Origin of the sequence: Caulobacter sp. S45 (assembly GCF_903642205.1) — a bacterium.
Taxonomy (GTDB): domain Bacteria; phylum Pseudomonadota; class Alphaproteobacteria; order Caulobacterales; family Caulobacteraceae; genus CAHJWH01.
In genome coordinates this window covers 1-14,142 of sequence record NZ_CAHJWH010000077.1, presented here as the reverse complement: position 1 = coordinate 14,142, position 14,142 = coordinate 1, and the positions used below count along the sequence as shown (strand labels likewise).

Here is a 14,142-nt window from a genome sequence, read left to right as displayed (position 1 = left end):
GCCAGCTATTCCCGCCTCACCGACACGGGCCGGACGAACACCTATCATTTCTGTCCGGTCTGCGGGTCGACGGTCTTCTATGATGTGGAGCTCCGGCCAGGGACATTGTCCGTGCCTGCGGGCGCCTTCGCGGACGAGGCCTTTCCGCCGCCGACGGTCCAGGTCTTCATGCCGCGCAAGGTCGCCTGGTGCGAACTGGACATAGCGGAAAGCTGAACTCACCTCCGATCAGGTGGTGGCTGACCAGCCCATCTTTAGGACGCCTTGTCACCACGCTTCTCGGCGTAGATCATCAGCGGCTGGGCGCGGCCCTCGACCACCTCGCCGTTGACCACGACCTCCTCCACGCCCTGGTAGGTCGGCAGCTCGAACATGGTCTCCAGCAGGATGCCTTCCATTATCGAGCGCAGGCCCCGGGCGCCGGTCTTGCGGCCGATGGCCTTGCGGGCGATGGCGTGCAGGGCGTCGTGGGTGAAGCTCAGCCCCACATTCTCCATGTCGAACAGGCGTTGGTACTGCTTGACGAGCGCGTTCTTCGGCTCGGTGAGGATCTTCACCAGCGCGGGCTCGTCCAGGTCCTCAAGCGTCGCGATCACCGGCAGGCGACCGATGAACTCCGGGATCAGGCCGAAGCGCAGCATGTCCTCCGGCTCCACCTGGCGCAGGATTTCACCCGTCCGCCGCTCGTCGGGGTCCTTCACCTTGGCGCCGAAGCCGATGGAGGTGCCGGCGCCCCGCGCCGAGATTATCTTCTCCAGCCCCGCAAAGGCGCCGCCGACGATGAACAGGATGTTGGTGGTGTCGACCTGCAGGAACTCCTGCTGCGGGTGCTTGCGGCCGCCCTGGGGCGGCACCGAGGCGACGGTGCCCTCCATGATCTTTAGCAGCGCCTGCTGCACGCCCTCGCCCGACACGTCGCGGGTGATGGAAGGATTGTCGGACTTGCGCGAAATCTTGTCGATCTCGTCGATGTAGACGATGCCGCGCTGGGCCCGCTCGACATTGTAGTCGGCAGACTGCAGCAGCTTGAGGACGATGTTCTCGACGTCCTCGCCCACATAGCCTGCCTCGGTGAGCGTCGTGGCGTCGGCCATTGTGAAGGGCACGTCGATGATGCGCGCCAGGGTCTGGGCCAGCAGCGTCTTGCCGGAGCCCGTGGGGCCCACCAGCATGATGTTGGACTTGGCCAGCTCGACGTCGTTGTTCTTCTGCGCGTGGTTCAGCCGCTTGTAGTGGTTATGTACCGCGACCGCCAAGACCTTCTTGGCATGGTCCTGCCCGATTACGTAATCGTCGAGCACCTCGCGGATTTCTTTCGGCGTCGGCACACCGTCCTTCGCCTTGACGAAGGTGATCTTGTGCTCCTCGCGGATGATGTCCATGCACAGTTCGACGCATTCATCGCAGATGAACACGGTGGGGCCGGCGATGAGCTTGCGCACCTCGTGCTGGCTCTTGCCGCAGAACGAGCAGTAGAGGGTCGACTTGGAGTCGCCGCTGGCGGCTTTTGTCATAGGCGCATCTCACTCCTGAGCGAGGCTTCGGCGGGGAGAGCCGGCGCGCCGCGGGCCGACGACTCCACTGCCGAACCGGTGCGCCTCGCCGCCGGAGGAGCGAGGTGGACCTTGCCGTCATAGGGCCGCCGGGCTTACGAAACCCTGATCGTCGTCAAGCCAGTCATTCGACCACACCTCGGACGCCCCGATCAAGCGTTTCATGGTCGCCGCTGTCCCGACGCGCCGCCCAGATGGGGATGGAGCCATGACAGCGCCAGAGCGATCGCCGTTGGACAGCGGCGGAGCGCCACAAGCCCAGGTGGAGACCCGCCCGATCGCCGCTTTCGACTTCGACGGCACCCTGACCGTGGCGGACAGCTTCACCGCCTTCCTGCGCTGGCGGACGACCCCATTCCGCTGGCTGCTCGGCCTATCAAGGCTGGTCCCGGCGGCGCTGGTCTATCTCGCCACGCGCGACCGGGGCCGGTTGAAGGCGGCGATTGTCGAGGTTTTCCTGTTCGGCCTGCCGCGAGCGACGCTCGAGCGCCAAGCTGAAGCGTTCGTCGTCGACCGGGCCGCCCACCTGTTCCGGCCCGACGCTTTGGAGCGCTGGAGCGCGCACCGGGCGGCGGGCGACCGGCTGGTCATCGTCACCGCTTCGCCGGAAGAGGTCGTGGCGCCCTTCGCCTCATGGCTCGGGGCCGACGCCTTGATCGGCAGCCGCCTGAGCTGGTCGGCGGCCAACCAGGTAGGGCGGGGTCTGGAAGGGTCCAACTGCCGCGGGGTCGAGAAGGTGCGCCGGTTGCAGGCCCTGTTCGGCCCGGCGGTGCAGATCGCCGACGCCTATGGAGACACCGCGGGCGACCGGGAGATGCTGGCTTTCGCCCGGCGCGGCCATATGCGTCTGTTCACCGGACGTCCCTGAACGCCGGGCGGGCAGGTCCGTTCAGGCCAGCCGGATCGAGGCCTTCTCTCCCGAGGTGATCTGCTGGCCCTTGAAGTTCGCCTTGGCGGCCTCCCAGGCCAGGGTGAAGCTGTTGTCGCTGATCCAGACCTCGGCGGAGACGGGATCGAAGCGGAGCAGGATCACGTCCGGCGACAGCCGCCCCTCCGGCAGCCAGGCATCCGCCACGCTGCTCCAGAACTGGTCGATCCGAGCCTGGTCGCGCTCGGCCGTCAGCTCGCCCTGCAGGCTGGCGTGCAGGTGGTGATCCTCGCTCACGACGTTGACGATGGCCGCATGGCTCTCGACGCCGACCTCGCGCACCAGCGACACGTCCCGCCTGCAGATGAACCAGGCCGACCGCTCGCCGTCCACGGCATGGCCTTTCATGGGGTGGAAGGGATGTATCTCACCCCCGATCACGCCCACCATGACCGCGCGGGTGGCGTTGACCGCCGCGTGCACCTTGGCGATCAGCTCGGCGTCAGTATGGGCGGTCGTCATGGCGGGCCTTCCAGTTCGCCCATTGGAACCGTCAAGCTTGCCTGTGGTTCCGGGAGCGTCCAGCGGGTTGCCAAGGCCTTCGAAATGACTATGTTCTGCGCCCTCGCAGCCGCCTGACAGGCGGGAGTGATGGGTGCATAGCTCAGTTGGTAGAGCAGCTGACTCTTAATCAGCGGGTCGTAGGTTCGAACCCTACTGCACCCACCAACGATTACAAGCACTTAGCTGAAAGCCGGGGTGAACCGAGGCGGAACCGTCCGACTTGGTTGAAGTCGGACATCCGACTTCATCGCTTCCGACCCGCAAAGAAAAGGCCCCCGGCATCGTCGCCGAGGGCCAGGAGTTCCTTGGGATGAGAGGCGTCAGCTGCCGGGGACGGGCTCAGGCGACGGGGTGAGGTCCGCGGCGACACGGTCGGTGGCGCCGTTCAACATGTTGCCGAGCAGCGTGCCGAACACCGGGCCGAGGTAGGCTTGCGCCTCCTTCTGCTCGACGAGATCGGCGAGGGTATGCAGGCCGGTGCCGATGGTTCCGAGCTGCGACTTGACTTCAGGACCGGCGGCGGTTGGGCGAGGATGGCGCCCGCGCCATGCAGGAATGCGGGTAAACCGGATCGTGACCGAGAGAGCGCCATGTTGCTGCTGTCGCTCCGAGCCGGCCCGCGCGCCGGTGAGATCGCTGGGTTGGAGTGGAAGATGGCGCCTGAACAGGCTTTTCCGCCTCCTTGCTCAGGAGCCCCCGTTCTGACGTCCGCTGCGGTTCAGGCTTTGGCTTTCGAAGAGCCGTTCGCTCCCTACGCTCGCCTGCAAGGCTGAAGCCGACCCCGTAGCGGCATGAGGCCGCATAACGTCGCCCGCAGCGTTTGTGCAACTTTCGCTGGCAGGCGGACGACTGCGATTGCGAGCGTCTGCCGCCGGGGGAGGACCATGAACTACGCCGAACTCAGCGGTGCGGTGGCGCAGGACGCCGCGCTCCGTCGTCGCCAGCGCCTGCAGCCCGTCGGCGGCGAGGGCGACAAGCTCTTCCCGCCCACCTATCCGGGAGAGGGCCGCAATGCGGGGCCGCGGCACGTGCTGGAGCGGCGGCGGGTGGCGGGCGAGGACGTCTGGTGCGCCCTGGTCGACAGCGTGCAGAGCCAGGCCAACCGCCTGGAGGAGGCCCTCCTAAACGCCGTCCGCGAGGGCGCCGTGGTGGTGCCCCACGTCACGGTGGACTTCCGCCCGGCGCAGCTGGCGGGCCTGACCGAGATCACCTCGCTGGACGCCCCGCACCGCGTCTACGACGCCATCCTGCGCGACAGCTTGCTGGACGGACAGGCGTTCCCGAAGAGCGAGCTCGGCGTGCGGCTGGCGGAGGCCAAGCCCGGCGCCGCCGCGGCCCTGCTCGAAGTCTCGCCGACCGCGCTCCTGTTCGGCGCGTGGAACTCGACCGGCGAAGGTGGCGGCCTCGGCGCCAAGTTTCCGAGAGCCCTCGTCTCCGAAATCGCCGCGGTGGGCGTCAGTGTCGAGCAGGCGGAGACGCTCTCGCGCGACCGTAATGGGGGTATGATCACGTCAGTGGACGTGGCGAACGCGGGTCGTCGCACCGGCAGCCGCATCGATCCGCTCGGGATCCTGCGCAGGGTCGAGGTCTACCAGGGCGAGGGCAAGGCCTGGGACGTGGATCAGGCCAAGGCGGGTAAGAAGGCCAAGCGCGTCAAGCCCTCCGAGATCAATCACGGCAACATCGCGCCGTCCGTGCAGGCGCTCGGCATTACCTGCGACTATGCCGAGCACACCGCGGTGATCAGCTTCGCGGGGCTGCGGCGGCTGGGCTTCGGCGGCGGCGAGAAGGATGCGGCGGGGCGGACCTACCTGGCGGCGCTGGGGCTGTTCGCGCTCGCCGAGCAGGACGCCCGCGGCTATGCGCTCCGCTCCCGCTGCGACCTTGTCTGCGAGGGCCGCGCGCCGCTGCAGCGCGTTCAGGCCGACGGTTCGACGCCGGAGGTCGACCTCGACCGCGAGGGCGCCCGGGCGCTCTACCGCGAGGCCTACGACCGGGCGAAGGCGGTCGGGCTTGCGCTGCGCGACACGCCGGTCCGGCTGGTCCCGCAGGACAAGCTGGTGAACATCGTCCGCCAGAGCCAGCACCTCGCGCTGAGCGGCGAGGGCGGCGACCAAGACGAAGCCAAAGTCGACTGAGGTGCCGCTGGTCCTGGAGATCGAGCACCTGCTGGGCGTCGCCTTCGCCGCGCAGGAGCCGGACAGCGGTTCCCCCGACTGGCCGCCCCAGCCCGACCGCGTCTTCTCCGCCCTGGTCGCCGCCTGGGCCGCCCGCGGGGAGCGAACGGACGAGCGGGAGGCGCTGGAGTGGCTGGAGCAACAGGCCCCGCCCGACATCGCCGCCTCGCCCGCGGCCGCTCGGCCCGCGCCGTCCAGCTTCGTACCTCCGAACGACAAGCTGCAGGTCAGCGCGAACCCCGCCTGGCGCACGCGCCAGCCTCGGCGCTTCCCCGCCGCCCTGCCGCTGGACCCCGTCGTGCGGATGGTGTGGCGGGAGGCGGAGGGCGCGCCGGTCGAAGCGCTCGATCACATCGCGCGTGACGTCGCCTATGTGGGCCACTCCGCCAGCCTGACCCGGTGCCGCTTCGTCGAAGACGACTGGCCCGCACACGGTCGCGCGGCCCGCCGCCGGGTCTACAAGGGGCGGCTGAGCGAGCTGGAGGCGGCTTACCAGGCCAAGCGCCGTCCGTCCCCCGGCGAGGCGATCCGTCCGCCCCCGTCCATCGTCGAGCCGAGCCTCAACGCCTTCTCATCCGATTGGTTGACGTTCGAGATCGTGGGCGAGCGCACGCTCGACCTGCGGGCGGCGCCGCTCGCCTGCAAGGCGCTGATCAAGGCGGTGATGTGCGGTTATGGAGCGGGTGACGGCGCACCCGCGCCGGAGTGGGTTTCGGGCCATCGGCCGGACGGTACCCCCTCGCCCGCGCCGCACCTTGCGGCCGCGCCCCTCGCCTTCGCCGGCTACCCGCACGCGGACGGCAGGCTGCTGGGCTTTGCGCTGGTTCCGCCGCAGGGTCGGGGCGACCTGTTGGCGGACGCGGATTTTGCGAACGCCTTGACCCAGCGGTTGCAGAAGGTCGGGGACGAGCGTCTTTTCCGGCTCTGGTGCAAGGAGTTGCCGAACCTTGATCTGCAACTGCGGCTCACCTTGGAGACGGAACGCGCCTCTCTGAACCCCGCCCGCTACATGCGGCCGTCACGCCGTTGGGCCACTGTGACGCCACTCGTGCTCGACAGGCACGTCGCCCCGCCCCGGGCGGAGCTGAAGGGCTACGGCGACCGCTACCGCCACGAGACGGAGGACCTGATCCGCCGCGCCTGCGCCAATGTGGGCCTGCCCGAGCCCTCCCGCGTCATGGCGGCCAAGCACTCCGCCGCGACCGGGGCGCCGCCCGCCTATCCGTCCGGGAACGCCCCGCGCTGGACCGCCTGGCGCACGCCCGAGGCCTTCAAGTCCCGCCGCCTCAGCCACGCCATCCTGCAGTTCGACGCACCGCAGGCCGGGCCGGTGATGATCGGCGCGGGCCGGTTCTGCGGGCTCGGCCTCTGCCTGCCGCTCGACCGGGAGCAGAAGGAATGAGCCTGCCCAAGCTGTCCGCCGGCGAGTTCGGCGCCTTCTTCCAGGCGCTTTGGAACTACCCGCCCTTCCCCTGGCAGACGCGGCTGGCCGAGAGGGTGGCGGAGCGGGGCTGGCCGGACCTCCTCGACCTGCCGACCGGCTCGGGCAAGACCGCCGCCCTCGACGTGGCCGTCTTCGCCCTCGCACTGCAGGCGGACCGGGGGCAAGATCGACAGGCGGCCATGCGCATCGCCTTCGTGGTCGACCGCCGGCTGGTGGTGGACGAGGCCTTCCTGCGGGCCAAGCGGCTGGCTGACGCGCTCGCGCAGGCGGCCCCCGGCCCCGACGCAACGGACATCCTGCAGCGTGTGGCCCTGCGCCTGCAGTCGCTGGCCGGCGACGGCGCTCCGCCGCTGGTCGCCAAGCAGATGCGGGGCGGCGTGCCGCGCGAGGACGACTGGGCGCGCACGCCGTGCCAGCCGACCGTCCTCTGCTCTACGGTCGACCAGGTGGGCTCGCGCCTGCTGTTCCGCGGCTACGGCGTCCCCGATTCCATGAAGCCGCTCCAGGCGGGCCTGCTCGGCTCCGACGCCCTGATCCTGCTGGACGAGGCGCACCTGTCGGAGCCGTTCCGCCAGACCGCTCGCGACATCGCGACGGTACCAAGCCTCCGCGGCGAGAATGACAGCAGCCCCTTCCACGTCGCCCTGCTGACCGCCACCCCGGGCGAGCGGACGCCCGAGCCGTTCCGGCTGTCCCTCTCCGTGGCCGACCGCGAGCATCCCGTATTGATGAAGCGGCTGCAGGCGCCGAAGCTAGCCACCCTGGTCGAGGTCAAGCCTACCGATGACCAACGGGCCGAAGCGCTGGCGGCGCAGGCCGGAGCGATGATCAAGACCCTGCGGGACACGGGCATCCAGAACCCTGTCGTCGGCGTGGTGGCCAACCGGATCGCCCGCGCGCGCGCCGCCTTCGATCGTTTGCGGGGCGAGCTGGGCGAGGCCGCCCAGGTGCTGCTGATCATAGGGCGCGCGCGCGGGGTCGATCGCGAGGGGCTTGCCGAGAAGCTGACGCCCATCAAGACCGGGCAGGAACCGCGGCCGGACAGGCCGCTGGTCATCGTCGCGACCCAGACCATCGAGGCGGGCGTGGACATCGACCTGGACGGCCTGGTCACCGAGGCGGCGTCGCTGGATGCCCTGCGCCAGCGCTTCGGCCGCCTGAACCGAAACGGACGGCCCGTGAAAGCGCGCGGCGTGGTGCTGTGGTCGAAAGAGGACCGGAACGCGAAGAAGCTCGACCCGGTTTATGGCCAAGCCCTAGGCGAGACGATCACGGCCTTGGAAGGGCTGCTGGATGGGGTCGGGGAGGTCGACTTCGGCATCGAGGCGCTGGGGACTCGGCTGGCGGAGCGGGGGCTGACCAAAGAGGGTCTCGCGCCGCTCCTGGCGGAGAAGCCGAACGCCCCGGTCCTGATGCCGGCCTATGTGGACCTGTGGACCCACACCTCGCCGATCCCGGCCTGCGACCCCGAGGTCGCCCTCTTCCTGCACGGCCCCAACCGGGAACCGGCGAGCGTGCAGTTGATCTGGCGCGCGGACGTGGACGACGCGCGCGCGCCTGAGCTCATGCGCGCCCTGCTCAGCCTCGCGCCGCCCCGCGCGTCCGAGGCCATCGAGCTCCCCGTCTGGGCGGCGAGGCGGTGGCTGGCTGGCGAGCCGCAGGTCGATCTGGCCGACGTGGACAGCGGGGCGCCCCCGCCGTCCGTCGCAGACCGGCCGAAGCGCAAGGCCTTCCGCTGGCGGGGCTTGGACGATGAACGATCCGCCTGGGTCGAAGCCGATGAGATCGCGCCAGGCGACACCCTGGTCGTGCAGGCGAGCTATGGCGGCTGCGACAGGTATGGCTGGCGAGGGGCGGAGCGAGAGCCCGTCCCCGTTACGGACGTCTTCGACGCTGCGAACGCCCCTTACGGGGGGAGGCGATACGTCTTCCGCCTTGCGCCGGGGCTGATCCGCGCAGCCGTCCGCGCAACCCTGCCCGCCGTCGCCGACGGCGCAACAGCCGAGGGTCAGACCGCTTCAAGCAAACGGGAGGCCGAACGGCTCCGCGACGCGGAGGTCGAGGCCAAGGCCGCGCCCGTCGTCGCGGCCCTCGCCCAGGCGCTGTCCGACCCCGACCAGCGGCGAGGAGCCAGGGAGCTGGTTGCGGCGCTGAAGGCGATCATCCCGTCCGAGCTGGCGTCGCTGCGTACGGGTCTCGACAAGCTCGACCGGGCCAAACGCGACCGGGCCAAACGCAGCCGGCTCGATCCCCCCGCCTTCCCCTACGACAATCCGGATGAGGACGACGCTAGGACCGGCGTGGTCTTGGTAGCGCCGCTCGGGTTGACGGCCGCTCCCGGCGAGGCATCGGTCGAAGAAGCCGCCAGTACGGAGGACGACGAGGCGGGCTTGTTCAACGGGCGTGCGCAGTCGCTCCTCGACCACTCACAGCAGGTCGAGAGCTGCGCCCGCGGGCTGGCGGAGCGCGCCGGCCTCGCCCCGGAGCTCGTCGAGGACATCGCCCTGGCGGGCTGGCTGCACGATGCGGGCAAGGCGGACGCGCGCTTCCAGCAGCTGCTGTTCGGCGGCGACCTGCTGAAGATGCACGGCGAGGGACTCCGGGCGAAATCCGAGCGCGGCCGCTCGGTCCCGGGGGCCCGGGAGCGCGCGAACCTGCCGCCGCACTGGCGTCACGAGGCCCTGTCCGTGCGGCTCGCGCTTAAGAACGACCGCCTGGACGCGGCGTACGACCGGGGGCTGGTGCTGTGGCTGGTCGGCGTCCATCATGGCCATGGCCGCCCCTTCTTCCCGCATGAAGATCGGATGGACCGGCAGGTGCGCAGGCTCGCCTCCATCGAAGGTCTGGTCGCACCTGAGATCGGCGTCGGCGAAGGTCCGCAGTCGCTCGGCTTCGTGCTGGAGGGCGATCGCTTCGCCCCAACCGGGCGCGACCCGCACGACCTGCGCGGTCTGGACTGGGCGACGCTGTTCAGTGAGCTGAAGCGGCGCTACGGACCCTGGGGTCTGGCGCGGCTGGAGGCGGTGCTCCGGCTCGCAGACCACCGCGCCTCCGAAGCCGCCCGCGATCCGCCGGAGGACGGTCCATGAGCACGCCCGAACGCGAGCACCGGCTGGAGGGGCTGGAGCCCGACAACCTCTTAGCCTTCCTCGCCCTCCTCGGCCTGCTGCGCGCCCTGGAGCACGCCCGCCCGGCCTGGCGCCCCCGCGTGCGATGGTCGCTCGACGAGCCGCCACTGCGACCGATGCTCGTGCTTCGCGAGCCTCTGGAGCAGGCCGACATCGCCCAGGCCGCAGCGGAGGGTCTCGACGACCTAGCGAAGGCGCACGCCTTTGGCCGCAGAGACCTCAACCACAGCGTCTCAGACGCTCGCGCCGCCCTGAGCGCCGGCCGGAACGCGGGCGGCTATGCGGCCGAACTCGCGAGCGCGCTCATGAGCGACGCCGCCGTGAAAACAGCGCAGGGCAAGCCGCTGGATGTTGTGGAGGCGACCCCGATGTGCCTCCTGTTCGGCCAGGGGCACCAACACTTCCTCGAACGTCTCGGCGAGGTTCCCCGTGAACCCGCGCCGCCTTCACGCGGGAAGGGGAAGAAGGCGGTCCACCTCACCCCCGCGGAGTGCCTGGCGGAGGCCTTGTACCAGCCCTGGCGGCGGCTCGACCCGACCTTCTCGTTCCGCTGGGACCCCGAGGAGGCGATGCGCTACGCCCTGATGTCCGGCGACCCGTCGGAAGCCAAGAACAAGGATGGCACGCAGCACGGCGCCAACCGCTTGGCGGCGATCGGCCTCTCGGCCCTGCCGGTGGCGCCGGAGCAGCGCGGCGTCCAGGTGCGTCTCGGGCTGCCGGGCGGCGCCTGGCGGCGGGGCTTCAGCTTCGCCTGGCCGATCTGGCGCGACCCGGTCGGCCTCCAAGCCATCCGGGGCCTGCTCGCCCACCCTGACCTGCGCGAACCGGCCGCCCTGGATCGGCTCGGCGTCGACCACATCCGCCAGGTCCGCCGCATCTCCGTCGGCAAGTTCATGAACTTCACCGCTGCAAGGTCTGTCGACTATGCTGGCATAGGTACGTCATAGACGATGCCTTTCTCTCCCTTCTGCTCATTCTTTTCCTGGTTGGGCCGGGTTGCCTTTAGCCCGGCCCGCTTCTTGCATCCTCCGATTGCAGGAGATGGAGCATGCCCCCCGACGAAATCGCGGCCGAGGCGCCGCTGCAGCCCCGCGCGGCTCAGGGCGAGCTGCAGCTCTACGCCCCCGGCGCGCAGGTGGACGAGCCGCTCGTGCCCGCCCGCATGGTCAACGAGTGGATCTACTGCCCTCGCCTCGCCTTCCTGGAGTGGGGCCACGGCGAGTGGGCCGGCAACGCCGACACCGCCGCGGGAAACCGCACCCACCGCGCCACCGAGGACGGCCGCGCCCCATCACTGCCGAACCCCGACGACCTCGACCCCGACGCCCGGCTGAAAACCCGCCGGCTGCACCTCGCCTCCGAGCGGCTGGGGCTCCTGGCCGAGATCGACGTCCTGGAGGCGGAGGACGGCCGCGTGGTGCCCGTGGACATCAAGACCGGCCGCCGCCCGCACGTGGCGGAGGGCGCCTATCTGCCCGAGCGGGTGCAGGTCTGCGTCCAGGCGCTGCTGCTCCGCGACGCCGGCTACTCTTGCGAAGAGGGCGCGCTGTGGTTCGCCGACAGCCGCGAGCGGGTGCGCGTGCCGCTCACCGACGAGTTGGTGGCCGTGACGCTCCGCGCCGCCTCCGAACTCCGCCTATCCGTCGCCGCCGGGCGCCCGCCGCCGCCGCTTGATCATTCGCCCAAGTGCCCACGCTGCTCCTTGCTTCCCATCTGTCTGCCCGACGAGGTGAACTGGTTCAGAAAGGGCGCCATCCCGCGCACCCCGCCGCCGGCCGCCCGGCCCGCCCTGCCGCTCTATGTCCAGCAACCGGGTGCGCGGGTGACCAAGCGCGACTTCACCCTGGCCATCCAGGTGGAGGGCCAGGCCGACGTGGTCGTGCCGCTGGACGAGGTGTCCGAGCTGGTGATCGCCGGACCCGTTTCGCTCACCACACCCACGGTGAATGAGCTGCTGCGTCGCGACATCCCCATCGCCTGGATGAGCTCGGGCTTCTGGTTCCTCGGATCGACCGGCCAGCAGGGACCGCGTAGCGCCGCGGTCCGCACCGCCCAGTACGCCCTGGCCGCCGACCCCGCGCGCCGCCTCGCCTTCGCCAAGGCGCTCACCGCCGCCAAGATCAGGAACCAGCGCACCCTGCTCCGCCGCAACTGGCGCGGCGCGGAGGGCGACCGCGGAACGGTGCTGGACCGCTTGGCGCTGCTGGCCAGCCGCACAGGGAGGGCGGAGGACGCCAACCACCTCCTCGGCCTGGAGGGCGAGGCCGCGGCCCTCTACTTCCGCGCCTTTCCGCGTCTCTTCACCGAGGCGGTCGTAGCGCTCCCCGCCTTCGCCTTCGAGCGGCGGAACCGCCGCCCCCCGGCCGATCCAGTGAATGCCTGCCTGTCGCTCGGCTACGCGCTCCTCACCCGCACCTTCGGCGCGGCCCTCACCGCGGTCGGGCTCGACCCATGGAAGGGCCTCCACCACGTGGAGCGGCCCGGCCGCCCGGCCTTGGCGCTCGACCTGATCGAGCCCTACCGCCCGATCCTGGCCGACAGCGCGGTCCTGACCGCTCTTAACAACGGCGAGCTCGGTCCGGACGACTTCGTCTACGCCGCCGGCGGCTGCAACCTGAAGCCCCGCGCCCGCAAGAGCCTCATCGCCGCCTACGAGCGCCGGCTGGACCAGGAGACCACCCACCCGGTGTTCGGTTATCAGGTCTCCATGCGGCGCCTGTTGCAGGTGCAGGCGCGCCTGTTCGCCCGCTGGCTGCTCGGCGAGATCCCCGACTACCCCCACTACGTCCCGAGGTGAGGCCCGTGGTCCGACGCGCCAACGACGAGCACGCCTATGTGGTGACCTACGACGTCGCCGACGCGCGCCGCTGGCGGCGGGTCTTCAAGCTGATGAAGGGCTATGGCCGCTGGCTGCAGCTCTCCGTGTTCCACTGCCGGCTGGACGGCGGCCGGCGCGCGGACATGGCGCTGGCGCTCGAACGCCTGATCGATCCGGGGAAGGATCACGTGGTGATCCTGGACCTCGGTCCCGCCGGCGAGGTGGAGTTCGCCGTGGAAAGCCTTGGCAAGCGCTTCGAACCCATCGAACGCCGCGCCGTAGTGGTGTAGGCTGCCGCCGCGGCCGTGCGAGCGGTCCGACGCTCCCCAAACCGCTGGCGAGCGCTCGCGCACAATCAAGGCCTTGTTTCCGCAGCTGGTTTTTGACATGGTGAAGGAGTTAAGGTGTTCGCCCAAACGACAAGGGGCGCCCACCCTCGTTAGCGCTCGCGGACCGCCGCCTAAGTCCTTCTGACTTCATCTAAATTGTTGGAAGGGTACTTCCGGGCTGAATAGCCCGGACCTCATTGAAGCAAGCTCAAGGTTGGAAAGCGTCATAGATTCGGGGCGCCGACGGGTACTTCCGGGCTGAATAGCCCGGACCTCATTGAAGCCGACCTGACCCGGCAGACGACCGCCTATGCGCTCGGTTACTTCCGGGCTGAATAGCCCGGACCTCATTGAAGCGCCAAACCCCTCAAACGCATAGACACAAACCAGCAGGTACTTCCGGGCTGAATAGCCCGGACCTCATTGAAGCATCGGTGTGCTTGCGACGCCTGAACTGGCCGCCGTCGCCGCGATACTTCCGGGCTGAATAGCCCGGACCTCATTGAAGCAGCGGCGGCGACGTTGAGGGGCTGACCCCCGGTGACATGTACTTCCGGGCTGAATAGCCCGGACCTCATTGAAGCGATCCAGTCGTAGTTCCAGCCATGCTCGTTCAACATTACTTCCGGGCTGAATAGCCCGGACCTCATTGAAGCACCTGGCCGACGCGACGGGCGTACTGGCCGGTCGCCGCGTACTTCCGGGCTGAATAGCCCGGACCTCATTGAAGCGTGATCTTTTGGGTCATCGTGCCGTTGGTGTGCCAGTACTTCCGGGCTGAATAGCCCGGACCTCATTGAAGCAGCGACACCGACCTCTACCAGGGCGAGGACGACGCGTACTTCCGGGCTGAATAGCCCGGACCTCATTGAAGCACCTGATCGGGCGTCATGCCCTCGCAGATGCTGGCGACGTACTTCCGGGCTGAATAGCCCGGACCTCATTGAAGCATGGCGACCGCGCCCAGGGCGACGATCTCCACGAAGGTACTTCCGGGCTGAATAGCCCGGACCTCATTGAAGCCACAGTCGTCGCGCACCTTGCGCGCCCAGCCGGGGTGTACTTCCGGGCTGAATAGCCCGGACCTCATTGAAGCTGGTCAGGGGTGACCGTCACGCTCACCACCACCCGCGCGTACTTCCGGGCTGAATAGCCCGGACCTCATTGAAGCACCGAGAAGCTGCGCACACACCGGCTGGTGACGGATTACTTCCGGGCTGAATAGCCCGGACCTCATTGAAGCATGATCCGACCTTCGCGG

General features: G+C 69.4%; 10 protein-coding genes, 1 tRNA gene and 1 CRISPR repeat array. Of the genes, 9 read left to right on the top strand and 2 right to left on the bottom strand.

Going from position 1 to position 14,142, the window contains the following annotated elements:
• A partial coding sequence (locus tag HUV06_RS09245; protein WP_174300982.1) for a GFA family protein occupies positions 1 to 216 on the top strand: 216 nt, incomplete at its 5' end.
• Between the two features lie 38 nt (positions 217 to 254).
• Here the strand turns inward: HUV06_RS09245 and clpX are convergent.
• Positions 255 to 1,514 carry an ATP-dependent Clp protease ATP-binding subunit ClpX gene (gene clpX / locus HUV06_RS09240; RefSeq protein ID WP_174300981.1) on the bottom strand — a complete coding sequence of 420 codons (1,260 nt, stop codon included), beginning with the start codon at positions 1,512 to 1,514 and terminating at the stop codon, positions 255 to 257.
• A gap of 247 nt (positions 1,515 to 1,761) precedes the next feature.
• Here clpX and HUV06_RS09235 point away from each other — a divergent pair, with 247 nt between their 5' ends.
• Positions 1,762 to 2,421: an HAD-IB family hydrolase gene (locus tag HUV06_RS09235; protein WP_174300980.1), complete on the top strand. Its 660-nt coding sequence runs from the start codon at positions 1,762 to 1,764 to the stop codon at positions 2,419 to 2,421.
• Positions 2,422 to 2,442: 21 nt separating this feature from the next.
• Here the strand turns inward: HUV06_RS09235 and HUV06_RS09230 are convergent, their stop codons facing one another.
• Positions 2,443 to 2,943 (bottom strand): pyridoxamine 5'-phosphate oxidase family protein, encoded by a 501-nt coding sequence (locus tag HUV06_RS09230; RefSeq protein ID WP_174300979.1) that lies wholly within the window; start codon positions 2,941 to 2,943, stop codon positions 2,443 to 2,445.
• A 131-nt stretch (positions 2,944 to 3,074) separates the two neighbouring features.
• On the opposite strand from HUV06_RS09230, the gene HUV06_RS09225 reads away from it, so the two are divergent.
• The 7 genes from HUV06_RS09225 (at position 3,075) to cas2 (ending at position 12,842) form a co-directional block, all read left to right on the top strand.
• A tRNA-Lys gene (locus HUV06_RS09225) sits at positions 3,075 to 3,150 on the top strand.
• 719 nt (positions 3,151 to 3,869) lie between these two features.
• Entirely contained in the window at positions 3,870 to 5,123 is a 1,254-nt protein-coding gene (gene cas7u / locus HUV06_RS09220; RefSeq protein ID WP_174300978.1) for a type I-U CRISPR-associated RAMP protein Csb1/Cas7u, read from the top strand.
• A 1-nt stretch (position 5,124) separates the two neighbouring features.
• Entirely contained in the window at positions 5,125 to 6,564 is a 1,440-nt protein-coding gene (gene csb2, locus HUV06_RS09215) for a type I-U CRISPR-associated protein Csb2 (protein ID WP_174300977.1), read from the top strand.
• Positions 6,561 to 9,695 carry a type I-U CRISPR-associated helicase/endonuclease Cas3 gene (gene cas3u, locus HUV06_RS09210; RefSeq protein WP_174300976.1) on the top strand — a complete coding sequence of 1,045 codons (3,135 nt, stop codon included), beginning with the start codon at positions 6,561 to 6,563 and terminating at the stop codon, positions 9,693 to 9,695. The genes csb2 and cas3u overlap by 4 nt, the downstream gene beginning before the upstream one ends.
• A complete protein-coding gene (locus tag HUV06_RS09205) occupies positions 9,692 to 10,681 on the top strand; it encodes a hypothetical protein (protein ID WP_174300975.1) in 990 nt (329 codons plus the stop codon). The genes cas3u and HUV06_RS09205 overlap by 4 nt, the downstream gene beginning before the upstream one ends.
• 101 nt (positions 10,682 to 10,782) lie before the next feature.
• Positions 10,783 to 12,531 (top strand): CRISPR-associated endonuclease Cas1, encoded by a 1,749-nt coding sequence (gene cas1 / locus HUV06_RS09200; protein ID WP_174300974.1) that lies wholly within the window; start codon positions 10,783 to 10,785, stop codon positions 12,529 to 12,531.
• Positions 12,532 to 12,536: 5 nt separating this feature from the next.
• On the top strand, positions 12,537 to 12,842 hold the full coding sequence (cas2, locus tag HUV06_RS09195; RefSeq protein ID WP_174300973.1) for a CRISPR-associated endonuclease Cas2: 306 nt from the start codon (positions 12,537 to 12,539) through the stop codon (positions 12,840 to 12,842).
• 207 nt (positions 12,843 to 13,049) lie between these two features.
• Positions 13,050 to 14,124: direct repeats of the CRISPR family, unit length 36 nt; unit sequence TACTTCCGGGCTGAATAGCCCGGACCTCATTGAAGC.
• Between the last annotated feature and the right edge of the window lie 18 nt (positions 14,125 to 14,142).